Source organism: Pseudoalteromonas sp. RW-H-Ap-1 (genome assembly GCF_048318575.1).
GTDB lineage: Bacteria > Pseudomonadota > Gammaproteobacteria > Enterobacterales > Alteromonadaceae > Pseudoalteromonas.
Window position 1 is genome coordinate 1388973 of the sequence record NZ_CP166996.1, and the last position, 13847, is coordinate 1402819.

The 13847-nt window shown below is 40.3% G+C and carries 9 protein-coding genes; 6 read left to right on the forward strand and 3 right to left on the reverse strand.

Annotated features, from left to right (window positions below):
* The first annotated feature begins 65 nt into the window (after positions 1-65).
* Positions 66-656 (forward strand): SMC-Scp complex subunit ScpB, encoded by a 591-nt coding sequence (gene scpB / locus AB8618_RS06505; protein WP_413401842.1) that lies wholly within the window; start codon positions 66-68, stop codon positions 654-656.
* Entirely contained in the window at positions 653-1522 is an 870-nt protein-coding gene (rluB, locus tag AB8618_RS06510; protein WP_008110001.1) for a 23S rRNA pseudouridine(2605) synthase RluB, read from the forward strand. Before scpB ends, rluB begins: the two co-directional genes overlap by 4 nt.
* A gap of 60 nt (positions 1523-1582) precedes the next feature.
* Here rluB and AB8618_RS06515 read toward each other — a convergent pair whose 3' ends face one another.
* A complete protein-coding gene (locus tag AB8618_RS06515) occupies positions 1583-2329 on the reverse strand; it encodes a YciK family oxidoreductase (protein ID WP_413401844.1) in 747 nt (248 codons plus the stop codon).
* 207 nt (positions 2330-2536) lie between these two features.
* Here AB8618_RS06515 and AB8618_RS06520 point away from each other — a divergent pair, with 207 nt between their 5' ends.
* The gene (locus AB8618_RS06520) at positions 2537-4972 is read left to right on the forward strand and encodes a VolA/Pla-1 family phospholipase (protein ID WP_198523075.1); all 2436 of its coding nucleotides are present in this window, start codon (positions 2537-2539) and stop codon (positions 4970-4972) included.
* Between the two features lie 99 nt (positions 4973-5071).
* Positions 5072-6088 carry a protease SohB gene (gene sohB, locus AB8618_RS06525; protein ID WP_413401847.1) on the forward strand — a complete coding sequence of 339 codons (1017 nt, stop codon included), beginning with the start codon at positions 5072-5074 and terminating at the stop codon, positions 6086-6088.
* A gap of 84 nt (positions 6089-6172) precedes the next feature.
* Here the strand turns inward: sohB and AB8618_RS06530 are convergent, their stop codons facing one another.
* Positions 6173-7504, reverse strand: coding sequence for a dicarboxylate/amino acid:cation symporter (locus AB8618_RS06530; protein ID WP_178955935.1), 1332 nt, complete (start codon positions 7502-7504; stop codon positions 6173-6175).
* Between the two features lie 186 nt (positions 7505-7690).
* On the opposite strand from AB8618_RS06530, the gene AB8618_RS06535 reads away from it, so the two are divergent.
* Together AB8618_RS06535 and topA are read left to right on the forward strand one after the other, a co-directional pair.
* Entirely contained in the window at positions 7691-10390 is a 2700-nt protein-coding gene (locus AB8618_RS06535; protein WP_409425288.1) for an Ig-like domain-containing protein, read from the forward strand.
* Positions 10391-10643: 253 nt separating this feature from the next.
* On the forward strand, positions 10644-13352 hold the full coding sequence (gene topA, locus AB8618_RS06540) for a type I DNA topoisomerase (RefSeq protein WP_013464804.1): 2709 nt from the start codon (positions 10644-10646) through the stop codon (positions 13350-13352).
* 163 nt (positions 13353-13515) lie between these two features.
* Here the strand turns inward: topA and AB8618_RS06545 are convergent, their stop codons facing one another.
* Positions 13516-13758: a hypothetical protein gene (locus AB8618_RS06545; RefSeq protein WP_178955939.1), complete on the reverse strand. Its 243-nt coding sequence runs from the start codon at positions 13756-13758 to the stop codon at positions 13516-13518.
* Positions 13759-13847 lie beyond the last annotated feature (89 nt).

Here is a 13847-nt window from a genome sequence, read left to right on the forward strand (position 1 = left end):
TTCCTAGTTTGCCGTTGTTCTGTCATAATAGATGGCTGTGTGTTTTTATTAACTTTAGAGTGATTATGGTTGGTCGGCGAATTAGTGATGAACAATTAATTGAAATCATTGAAGCGGCGATTTTCGTGGCAGACAAGCCCGTATCAAAACGTCATCTTAAGGACATGGTTTTAAACGACTTAGCAATTTCTATGGCGCGCATTAATGATGCTGTAGAGGCCATTCAAATTCACTATCAGACGCGTGGAATACGTTTAGTTGAGGTAGGGAGTGGCTATCGTTTTCAAGCGTGCAGTAGTTTAAGCCCATGGTTGAGTAATTTATGGCAAGAACGTGCGCCTAAGTACTCGAGAGCTTTACTCGAAACCCTGTCGCTAATTGCCTATAAACAACCCATTACTCGTGGTGAAATTGAGCAAGTACGGGGTGTAGCAACTGGCTCAAATATTATTAAAACCCTGCTTGAAAGAGAGTGGGTTAAAGTAGTTGGGCATAAAGAAGTACCCGGTAAACCGGCACTTTATGCAACGACTAAACAATTTTTAGATTATTTTTCGATAACGGGACTTCATGATTTACCCGCATTGCCAGAGCAACAGCAAAGTAAAATTACCCAGTTATTAAGTGATCCTTCTGTGAGAGAACCATCCAAATGAGTATACAAGGTGAAAAGTTACAAAAAGTCCTAGCCCGTGCAGGGGTAGGTTCACGCCGTGAAATGGAAAAATACATCGACGCTAACCGCGTGAGTGTAAATGGTAAAGTGGCGAAATTAGGTGACAGGGTTGAAGAAACCGATTTGATTCGTGTGGACGGTCACACTGTTAAAATTGAAGAAAAAGCTGACAGAATTTGTCGTGTGATTATGTACAACAAGCCTGAAGGTGAACTAAGCACCCGTAAAGATCCTGAAGGGCGTAGAACTGTATTTGATCGTTTACCCCGTATTGATGGTGACCGCTGGATAGCGGTAGGGCGATTAGATGTGAATACGTCAGGGCTAATGCTTTTTACTAATGACGGTGAATTAGCGAATCGCTTAATGCACCCGAGTTACGAAGTTGAACGCGAATACTCAGCTCGTGTATTTGGTGAAGTGACTGACGAAACGATGAAAAACTTACTTCGCGGTGTAGAGCTTGAAGATGGTCCGGCTAAATTTACCGGCATAAAGCCTATGGGCGGTGAAGGAATTAACCGCTGGTACAACGTAACACTTAATGAAGGTCGTAATCGAGAAGTTCGTCGTCTATGGCAATCACAAGATGTGGAAGTATCACGCCTAATTCGTATACGCTACGGTAAATTAGAGCTTGATAAGCGTGTACCACAAGGTGGTTGGATTGAGTACGATTTAGACACAGTTAACTATTTACGTAAAACAGTTAAACTTGGTAAAGAAACGCAAACTAAGCTGTCGGTTATCCCTGAAAAACGCAAAGATAAGCGCGCTAAAATAAATCAAATTCGTAAGGCGGTTAAAAAGCATAATCAACGTGTAAAACCGACTAAACGTAAGTAATCAAAGCATAAAACAACAAAGCCGCTTTTTACAGCGGCTTTTTACGTTTAAAACTAAATATTACTTTTTAGCTTGTGCATCTAACGATTGGCCATTTATATCTTTTGAGTCATCGCTCATTAAGTACAGATAAGTTGGCATTAGATCTTCAGGTGTCGCCAGTAAATCTCGATCTTCGCCCGGGAATGCGCTTGCTCGCATTGACGTACGGGTTGCACCTGGGTTGATACAGTTTACACGAATCGGCGTTTTTTCAACTTCACACGCCCATGTTTGCATCATACCTTCTACTGCAAATTTAGAAATTGCATAAGGTCCCCAAAACTCTCTTCCTTTGCGACCCACACCCGAAGAAGTAAATACTACAGAGGCATTCTTTGACTTTCGCATTACAGGGAATAGTGCTTTAGTGATCATCGCTTGTGCGGTGACGTTTACTTTCATCACATTTTCAAATGTTGATGAACAAAAATGTTCTAACGGCCCTAAAGTACCTAAAATACCTGCGTTATTTAATAGTCCATCTAAGCGGCCAAATTGGCTCTCGATAGTTGCAGCTAAATCACGATAGTTTTGTTTAGTTGCACCTTTTATGTCCATAGGCACAATAGCGGGCTGCGGGTAGCCAGCATTAATGATTTCGTCATACACACATTCTAATTTATTAGTTGTTTTTCCTAATAAAATAACGGTTGCACCATGTTTTGCATAGGTAATAGCTGCGACACGGCCAATCCCATCACCTGCGCCTGTGATCAAAATTATTTTGTCTTTAAGTGCGTTTTCAGTTGCTTGATAGGTATGCATAAAAGTACCAATGTTTAAATTTTTATTGATTTTAACATAGCAAATCGACAAGTAATCGAATTTATTGCAAATTTAGGTGGCGAAACCAGAAACTTTAAGTTAGATTTAACTGGTCTAATGTCTCATTAATATACTAGCTACATTAAATTAACTTAATTACACTGACTATAAACACACTATAAAAATAAGATTTGTGCGGAGAACACTATGAAAAAAATGCTACTCTCGCTCTCAGTTGCAGCTGCATTAGCAGGCTGTGGCGGCGGAGAAACGTTAGAAGATGTTAAAAACAATTCAGTTACAGTTATTCCCAAAGCGACGGTAAAATTTGACCCTGCAAATGGTGTTATTTCGGTTCCTAATGATTTATTAATGAGTGGCACCCTAGATGGTACTATAAATATTCCAGGGGAGTTAAATAGCGAAAATGTTTCTATCCCTAGAACTGCCTATGCAGATCCGCAACTAGCAATAGGAGCACTTGATGGCTGGTCTACTCAAGTGCCATTCAAAATTGATCTAACCTTTCCACCGGGCATTAGCCTTGATGAAACGTCTGCAGCTTCACCAGGCTCTGTACGTATTTTTGAAGTTATCATGGGTGCAAGCCTAACTGATGCCGAATGTTCGCAAGCACCAGCCGGTGCAGCATGTAAATTAGTAGGCGAATTGACCTTTGGCGTGGACTTTGTAACCCAAGCTTCTGGTGACGCAGTAGCTATTGTCCCACTTAAGCCTTTTAAAGCCGGTAGTTCATACATTAATGTGTTAACGACTGGACTGAAAGATTCAGAAGGTCGCTCGATTGAACCATCTTCAACTTATGCCACTGTTAAACAAGAAGCGCCTTTAGTAACGCCATCACAACTTGCGCTGCAAGGGGCTGTTAATAGCTACGAAAACGTAGTGGTTAGCTCTGGTGATATTACCAAAGACGATATTATTTTTTCTGCTGCCATGACAATGCAATCAGCAGGACCAGTGCTTGGCACGATTAAAAAGGTTTTAGCAGCAAGCCTAACAGAGCCAACAATTCCAACCCCTGCGTTGCAAATTCCAACTCAGCCAATGGCTAACGTACAACAAGCTTTTGCATTGCAGGGTGTTACCGTGCCCGATATATTCCAAGTTGCACAATATCAAAAAGGCAGCATCCAGCTACCTATGTATTTAGGTACACCTACGGGTAAAGAGATCAGTGATCTAAATGATACTTACTGGCAAGGTATGTGTGACAGTGCCGTTGCTATTTTAGGTTACAAAGCGCAAGCTGGTGAAGCGTTCCCAACCGATCCCATTAGCACTAACGATGCGATGTGTGCTGCTTTGAGTGATGGACAGCTTCGTGATTTAGGGCTTGATAGCACTAAACACTTAACTAAATATAACTCACTTCCTAAAATGCAAAGCATGGCGAATGTGCCAGTACAAATTACCAAGCCGATTTTACCGGTTGTTAATGCATACCGTTCAGGTTTAGGTTTAGAGCCATTTACTGCTATGCCAGCAGGTGGTTGGCCTGTAGTTATTATGCAACATGGTATTACCACGCAAAAAGAAAGCATGTTGACACTAACAGCGCAGCTTTCATTACAGGGTTTTGCCACAGTTGCAATTGATCATCCTCGTCATGGTGAGCGTGGTGTAGATGTTGATGTAGACGGTAACGATGATTTTAACGCAACAACAGGCTCTGTACTTAGCTACATGAACTTGAGCTCTTTACTGGTCGCCAGAGATAGTTTACGCCAGTCAAGTGCTGACTTACTTGGTCTACGTTTAGGCTTAAATTTCAGTGGTGACAGTTCACTAAATTCTACTGATGTATCTTACATTGGCCATTCACTAGGCTCAATTGTAGCACCTGCATTTATTGCACAAACGAATAGCCCATTAGCCGAACAAGTAGATCCATTATTTAAGGTTAACGCTGTAGCATTAGCAAGCGGCGGCGGTGGTATTGCTAGCTTCTTGTTAGAATCAGCAGCATTTGGACCATTTATTCAAGGTTCTGTGCTTTCTCAAGCAGGAACTGCTGAAGCTGATGAGTTTAATGCATTCTTAAACGCTGATGCTTTATCAAACTGTGGTGCTTTGTTACCAGACATGCAGGACTTCTTGAGCTGTGGCTTTAATGAGTTTGCAGCATCGCTAACTATGGCGGGTGAAACTGATAAACTAGCTAATATAAAGGGCGTAATGACGCAGTTTGTATTTGCAGCACAAACAGCATTAGATAGTGGCGATCCTACTAACTATGCTGCAACGGTTAAAGCACTAGAAACACCTGTTTACATGAATGTTGTGGTAGGTGATGGCACAGAGAATAACAAGCCAGACCAAGTTATTCCGCCGATGACTGCCAGCAATCCAATTGCAGGTACTGTTCCTCTAGCTAACTTTATGGGGTTAGAAACGGTGAGTACAACTCAAGCGCCAACAGAGATGGGCTCTAGCTATTTAGTTAAATTTAACACAGGTCATCATGGCTCTGTGTTAACACCGGCGCAAGATGAAAGACAGTCGACTACAGTAGCGGGTAGCGCAGCAGCAAATGCAGAAATGCAATTGCAAATTGCAACTTACCTAGTATCACGTGGACGTTTATTATCTGTATCAGATACTGATATTGTGACTAATTAGTAGCCAACCACTCAATTAAGTCTAAAAAGCCACTGTTAAGTGGCTTTTTTTGCTTTAAAGCATGCTAAATTGACTGAAATTTATAAACGGAGAATACAGTTGGAATTTTTATACGAGTACGGTTTGTTTTTTGCTAAAACCATTACCTTTGTTATTGCTATCGCTGTCATTTTAACCTTAATTGTAAGCTCGGCTGTTAAGCCAAAAGCAAAAAAAGGTGAGATTGAAATTGATGATTTATCGGAGCAACTTACCAATATAAAAGAAAGTTTTTTAAATAATACGCTAGGTAAAAAAGAGTTAAAAGCCTATCAAAAGCAACAAAAACTAGAGCAAAAAAAAGCTGAAAAAGATGAGCCTAAATCACGACTCTACGTTATTGATTTTAATGGTAGTATGGATGCGCATGAAGTAGAAAGTTTGCGCGAAGAAGTGACTGCGATTATTTCAATCGCGGACCCTAAAAAAGATAAAGTGCTAGTTCGTCTTGAAAGTGGTGGTGGCGTGGTACATGGCTACGGGTTAGCTGCATCACAACTACAACGTTTTAAGTCAGCTGGTATTGAGTTAACCGTATCAATAGACAAAGTTGCTGCTAGTGGTGGCTACATGATGGCCTGTGTGGCAGATCATATTATTGCCGCGCCGTTTGCAATTGTTGGCTCTATTGGTGTGATTGCACAAATTCCAAACTTTAATAAAATCTTGAAGAAAAATGATATTGATTTTGAACAAATTACGGCGGGCGAATTTAAACGTACGCTAACACTTTTTGGTGAAAATACCGATAAAGCCCGTGAAAAATTTCGCGAAGAGATAGAGCAAACCCATGTGTTATTTAAAACCTTTGTGAGCACACAGCGTCCCAGTTTGAATATGGACTTAGTGGCAACGGGTGAACATTGGTTTGCAACCCAAGCGATTGAAAAAGGCTTAGTTGATACCATTAAAACCAGTGATGATGCCTTACTAGAGCAGCAACATCAGCATCAAATATACAAGGTGCAATATAAAATTAAAAAAGGGCTAAGTGATAAGCTTGCAATAGGGCTCAGCCATGGTGTGAATAAGGCAGGAGTGAGTTTAATGTCAAAATTTAAGGCGTTAAACCCTTAATAATTTCATAGCTTATACATAATAAAAAAGCCTTGTTACTTAATGAAGTAGCAAGGCTTTTTTTATAACTTAAGATAGAAGCTGTTAATCAATTGATTTGTGATAGTCTTCTAAATCTTTAGCTGCATTAGGGTCGTTGAAAATACTTTCATCTAGTTCACCCTCACTTTTAGCCACAACACAGGTTACCATACAGTCGCCTGTTACATTTACTGCGGTTCGGGTCATATCAAGTAGTCTATCAACACCTATTATAATTGCGATTCCTTCAACCGGTAGGCCTACTTGGTTAAGTACCATGGCCAGCATAATTAAACCAACGCCAGGAACACCCGCTGTGCCAACCGAGGCAAGCGTTGCTGTTAGTATTACCATTAAGTAATCAGAAATAGTTAAATCAACACTAAATACTTGAGCAATAAATACCGTAGCCACACCTTGCATAATTGCAGTGCCATCCATATTAATGGTTGCGCCTAAAGGTATAGTAAATGAAGCGACAGAGTTATTAGCCCCTAGCTTCTTCGTTGCAGTCTCAAGGGTGATAGGCATAGTTGCGCTGGAACTTGAGGTACTAAAAGCAAATAAACAGGTGTGTTTCATTTTAGCTAAGAAAGTAAGCGGGTTTAGGCCTGTAAGTATTTTTAGCAGCAGAGTGTAGTTTACGAATGCATGTAATAACAGGGCTAAAACAACCACGCCAAAGTACTTAGCTAAGCTCACAATTAAGTTAAGTTCGATGGTAGTAAATAACTTAGCCATTAAGAAAAATACGCCGTAAGGAGCAATATTCATTAATAAAGTAACTAGTTTTAAGATAACGGTGTTCAAGTCTTCAAATACTGTTGCTACACGTTTGCCTGCTTTACCGCTAAGTGCCATTGCAATACCAAATAATAAAGCAAACACAATAACTTGTAGCATATTTCCTTTGGCCATTGCTTCAAATGGATTGGTTGGGAACATATCAATAATAACGCGAGCTAAAGTAGGCGCTTCTTTTGCGTCGTAGCTTGCTTGCGAAGGTAGCCCAATCCCTTCACCTGGGTTAAATAGTAACGCCAGTGAAATTGCTACTGTGATTGCGATCGCTGTGGTAACCAAATATAGACTAATCGATTTTCCACCTAAACGACCTAATTTTTTAGGATCGCTTAAACTACAAGTACCGCACACAAGCGACACAAAGACGAGGGGAACAACTAGCATTTTTAAGCTAGCTATAAATATTTGTCCACCTACATGGAAAAGGCCATCAACAAAAAAGGCTTTAATTGGCAAAGAGAATAACCCAAGAGGGATTAGGTAATCGTCTTCACCAGCTAATATAGCCTGAAATATAAAGCCTACTGCAACACCAAGAACCATACCAATCATGATGCGAGTAGTTAAACTCATCGAACGGATTTTAGACATATTTCCAATCTATTTTTTATAAATTTGGCATAGACTAACAGCATGTAATTTTTTTTACAGAAAAAACGTCAACTTTTTTAAAAATTTTTATCGCAAAAAGAAGTAAAAAACTGAGATTTTAGACTAAGTTATAGGTTAACATTAAGTAAATAAGTTTAACTTAGTAATAGCGCATTGGAGAAACATATGCCTTTAACCCGTTTGCTTAGCATTATATTGCTCAGCTCATTACTCATCGCTTGTGGCGGTGGTGGCTCACTTGAGAAGACAGGAACCGTTGGTGGGGATACTGGAGGCGACAATGCCGTACTAGATACCCAAGTTGAACTTAATTTTGAAGATCGTATCGTTACCGCTAACAATCCGCTTGAGGTCGTTGCGACTGTAACTGACAGTGATGGACAACCCGTTGTTCGTCAAGAAGTTAGTTTTACTACAACACTTGGTTCTTTCATACCTGCTACAGCAAGCGCATTAACAAATACAAGTGGTGTTGCAACTATAGAGCTCAGTGCAGGCAGTGTTGAAGGAGCAGGAACCATTGTTGCAAGCTACGAAGGCTCAACAAGCAAGCTCGGTTTTTATACCGCCGGTGACGAGCCGCAATCTAACGACGATGCTGCAAATATTGACATTAAAATCTTACAAAACTGTCCTGATAGTTGGTTAAATATAGATAGAGATTCTTTTGAACTTGATCCATCAGATTGTTCGCAAAATAGTAATTTACTGGGTCAGCAAGCGATTGTTTATGCAAAAATCACAAAACCTGGTAGTAATAAGCCAGCCAGCAATGTGTTAGTTCAAGCGACAACCACGCTAGGCATTTTATTACCTGAAAGCTTAACGGCTAAAACTGATGCGTTTGGTGTGGCTATTTTGAATTTATTGCCTGGCAGTAGCTCAGGTGTTGGCCAAGTTGAATTAACCGCACAGGGCGGAGTTGCGAGTGCTTTATTTGAAATTAACGCTGTTCAAGTAAATGTAAATCTAAGCGCAGGTATTGCTACCGGTGATGTACTATCTGCCGGCTCTACCACGATTATTACGGCTCAGATTGTAGACGGTAGTAATAATGTATTTACTACCCCGCTGGAAGTGCAATTTACTTCTGCTTGCGCAGAAGAATCTACCCCCAGAGCCACTATCGATAATGTGGTAACGAGTATCGGTGGTACGGCAAGTGCAACATACAAAGCTGATGGCTGTAATGGTATAGATACGATTACCGCGACCGTAGTTACAGGTGGTAATGTTGCAACAAAAACCATAAACATCAATGTAGCTGCGGCTCAAACAGGTTCAATTGCGTTTATGGGGGGGACTAATCAAGTATTAGCTATTAAAGGAGCGGGCGGTCAAACCTTGACTGAAAATTCAGAGCTCACCTTTAAGCTCTTAGATGTAAATGGAAATCCAGTGGGTCAAAAGCAAATTGATTTTGCACTTTCACAAAACCCCGGTGGTGCTTTATTAGATAGCGCATTTCAATTTACTAACAATGAAGGTTTAGTGACTGTAAACGTTCGCTCAGGAAAAGCTGCTGGTATTTTATCTGTGATTGCCTCACATCAGATTGACAGTAGCGATACCTCACAAAATAGTGTGATCTCTATTGTCTCTAATGACATTACTATTACGACTGGTGTTCCAGATCAGGATAGTTTCACGCTTGCAGTGCAAACCTTTAATACCGAGTCATTAAACGAAGCTGGGGTGACTACAGACTTAACCGTATTTGCAGCCGATCATTTTAATAATTTTGTACCAGATAACACGGCAATTTATATTGCCAGTGAAGGTGGTGCAGTTGGCACTATTGATGATGAACAATTTACACCTTTATTACTTTGTCGCACCATAGACGGTGTGTGTAAAGCTCAGTGGCGTAGTCAAAACCCAATTCCATACCATTACAGCATTTACAATAATTCTGTTGCAGATAAATGCGACCGTTATTTTGGACAATCTGCACCTTGTACTTTAGGTATCAGAGAATCACAACTCGACGCAAATGGTAACTTAATTAATTATTTAGATAGCAATGGCGATCCAATTGCGCTAACTGATGCGCCTAATAACGCGCCAATTGATTATCCACTTGGTGGGCGTGTTAGTTTGCTTGCTTATTCTGTGGGTGAAGAGTCATTTAATGATGTATCTGCCAACGGTGAATTTAATCAAAACGAGTTTGACTCAACTTTACAAGATTTACCTGAAGCTTTTATAGATTTTAATGAAAATGGGGTGTTTGATGGGAATTTACCAGCCCCAACAAATCCTGTGGATTCTAATGGTGGTGAAGATGAGTGGTACGTGGAACGCTCAGGTGCACAAGATAATGGCCAGTATGACAGTGGTGATGGTATATACAATGGCTTATTATGTAGTGATGAAGCCCTAGCTGCAAATGCATGTACCCGCGAAACAGTAAATGTGCGCGCTCGTTCAGAGTTAGTTATGTCAGGTAGTACACCTTACATAAGAGCTGTAACGGCTTTAAATAACTGTAGTTTAAGTGATGGTATTCGCTTAGAAGCTTCTGATATGGCAGGTATGTGCGACATAAACCTTATTGATATCAGCAATTCAACACCTTACAGCGCGATTTCAGTGACTATTTTCTTCAGTGACATTCATAATAATCCACTGCCTGCGGGTACTACAGTGAGCGTTACTGCCGACAATGGTGTATTAAGAGGGTTAACAGATTACACCGTGGTTAATACTGCACAAAAAACGCCAATCTCTGTCTCAGTTAATATTACTAAAGAGGCTGAGCCAAATGATGTTGATTCTGGGTTTTTATACATTGAGTTTGAAACGCCTGGTGGTGTAAAAACACAATATACCGTGATGTCGATTTTAGACGAATCTAAGGTTTAAAATATGTGAAGGATAAAAAATGCCAACCAATAAGGTTGGCATTTTTGTTTCTATTCTATATATTCCACATCAATTATTCAAAAAACGCTGGTTTGTTTAAATTAACAACAGAAATTGTTTGTTTATTCAGTAAATACTGAAAAGTTTGTATTAAAAGCTTGTAAGAACTAGTGTTTGTAGATATACCTATAAATATTCGCGCCGCATGAGTCGGCTAAACACATTTAAAAAACTAGGTTAGAAATAGGCAACTATGGGCAAATCGCTAGTAATTGTAGAGTCACCTGCTAAGGCTAAAACAATTAATAAATACTTAGGTAATGATTTTATCGTGAAGTCCAGTATTGGGCACGTACGAGATTTACCTACATCAGGATCAGGCAAAAACAAAGTACCAGCAAGCAAAACACCTGCTGAGGTTCGTAAAATGCCACCTGATGAGAAAGCAGCGTATAAACAGCAACGTGACTATTCTAACTTAGTCGCGCGTATGGGCATTGATCCCGAAAAAGGGTGGGAGCCACATTACGAAGTATTGCCGGGTAAAGAAAAGGTTGTTCAAGAATTACAAAAGCTTGCCCAAAATGCTGATCAAATCTATCTCGCAACGGATTTGGATAGAGAAGGGGAAGCAATTGCTTGGCATCTTCAAGAAATCATTGGTGGCGAACCTGAAAAGTATAAGCGCGTTGTGTTTAACGAAATCACTAAAAATGCAATACAACAAGCGTTTGAAACTCCGGGTGAATTAAACACCGATATGGTTTTTGCACAGCAGACTCGTCGTTTCTTAGACCGCGTTGTTGGTTTTATGGTCTCGCCTTTATTGTGGGCCAAAGTTGCACGAGGTTTATCTGCAGGACGAGTTCAATCTGTTGCAGTGCGTTTATTGGTAGAACGCGAACGTGAAATTAAAGCGTTTATTCCTGAAGAGTTCTGGGATATTCATGCAGACGTTAAAAATAGCGAGTCAGACTTACGTTTAGAAGTCACTAAACAAGCAGACAAGCCATTTAAGCCTGTAAATGAGGCACAAGCTACAGCAGCAGTTAAAAGCCTTGAGAATGCCGAATATAAAGTTGTAAGCGTTGAAGAAAAACCAAGTAAGAGTCGCCCAAGTGCGCCATTTATTACTTCAACCATGCAACAAGCCGCCAGTACTCGACTCGGTTATGGCGTTAAAAAGACCATGATGCTTGCGCAGCGCCTATATGAAGGTGGTTATATTACCTATATGCGTACCGATTCAACTAATCTATCAAAAGATGCGGTTGAGATGTGTCGTGAGTATGTAACCAATGAGTTTGGTGCAAAATATTTACCTGCTGATCCAATTAACTATAGCTCAAAAGGCAATGCACAAGAGGCGCACGAAGCGATTCGTCCTTCTAGCGTATCGGTACTTTCAGGGCATGTTGAAGGTGTTGATGCCGATGCTAAAAAGCTTTATGAGCTTATCTGGCGTCAGTTCGTGGCTTGTCAAATGGTGCCTGCTGAATACGACTTAACCACATTAACCGTTGCCGCCAATGATTTCACATTAAAGGCAAAAGGCCGTGTGCTTCGCTTTGACGGTTGGACAAAAGTACAGCCAGCAGTGCGTAAAAAGAACGAAGAAGATCAATCACTTCCTGCTGTTAAGCAAGGTGAAGTTCTCACCTTAGTTGAGCTTGATCCTAAGCAGCATTTTACCAAGCCGCCAGCACGTTTTAGTGAAGCGAGCTTAGTTAAAGAACTTGAAAAACGTGGCATTGGCCGTCCTTCAACTTACGCGTCTATTATTTCGACAATACAAGATCGTGGTTATGTACGAGTAGAGAATCGTCGCTTTTTTGCTGAAAAAATGGGTGAAATTGTTACCGATCGCCTAGTTGAAAACTTTACAGATTTAATGAACTTTGACTTTACCGCTAAAATGGAAGGTCGTTTAGATGATATCGCCGAAGGCGAGCGTGTTTGGACGCAAGTTCTCGATAAGTTTTATGCCGATTTTTCAACCCAGTTAAACATTGCTAAAGGCGAACCAGATGAAGGCGGCATGCGTCTTAATCAAATGGTAGAAACCGATATTGACTGTCCAACCTGTGGCAGAAAAATGGGCATTCGTACTGCTTCAACGGGCGTATTCTTAGGCTGTACAGGTTATAACCTGCCACCTAAAGAGCGCTGTACTACCACTATGAATTTAGTGTCGGGTGATGAAGCGGTTGCAGCTGATGTTGAAGACGTTGAGACAGAAACATTAATGCAAATGAAGCGCTGTCCTATTTGTGAAACAGCGATGGATTCATACCTTATCGATGAAACCCGTAAATTGCATGTGTGTGGTAATAACCCAGCATGTCAGGGGCATGTTGTTGAAGAGGGTACCTTTAAAATTAAAGGCTACGACGGCCCTATTATCGAATGTGATAAATGTGGCGCTGATATGGAATTAAAATCAGGCCGATTTGGTAAGTATTTTGGTTGTAACAACGATGAATGTAAAAATACACGTAAGTTGTTAAAAAATGGTGAAGCTGCGCCACCAAAAGAAGATCCAGTTCATATTCCTGAATTAGAATGTGAAAAGTCTGAAGCGTATTTTGTATTACGTGATGGCGCGGCTGGTATTTTCTTAGCAGCAAATACGTTCCCTAAATCACGAGAAACACGTGCTCCTAAAGTAGAAGAGTTACAACGCTTTAGAGATCGTATTTCGCCTAAGTTTTACTACCTAGCTGATGCACCAGCCAAAGATCCTGATGGCAACCTTGCTGTTGTGCGTTACAGTCGTAAAAACAAAGTCCAATATGTGATGACTGAAGTTGATGGTAAAGCAACTGGTTGGACGGCCCATTACGAGGGTGGTAAATGGGTAGAAGAGGCTAAGAAAAAAGCTGCGCCTAAAAAGAAAGCTGCAGCTAAAAAAGCGCCAGCTAAAAGTAAAGCTAAAGCCAAACCAAAAAAAGATGATGAATAATTAATTATTCATCGCTTTAATAATAAAAACCCGGAACGCACAGCCTGTGACAGTTCCGGTTTTTTTTGCATTATCAAACCTATGCAATGGCATTTTTAATCTGACTTTTTATTTTACAGAGTTAAAATGTAACCAATTTAGGTTTGAACTGCTCAATTATTCATTAAATCTTAACAGCAGTGACTTTGTTATAGCCTTCAGATGTTAGTTCATCATTCACACACTTTAAAACATAGTTATAAATTGCTTCATCGCTTACGTCGTCTTCTTTAGCCCAGCTAATACACATTTCTGTGAACTCTTGAATCGTTTCGGCTGAAGCGTCTGTAGTATCGCTTGTAACTGCATTTGCAGCTGATAAAACGAAAAATGGTGCAACGATTAACGCGAGTAATGCTTTATTCATTTTCTTATTCCTAAAAATGGAGTAACAATCGAATTATGCATTCAAATAATGCCTACATAAAACAAGTGTAACCAAGCCAGAACATCTCT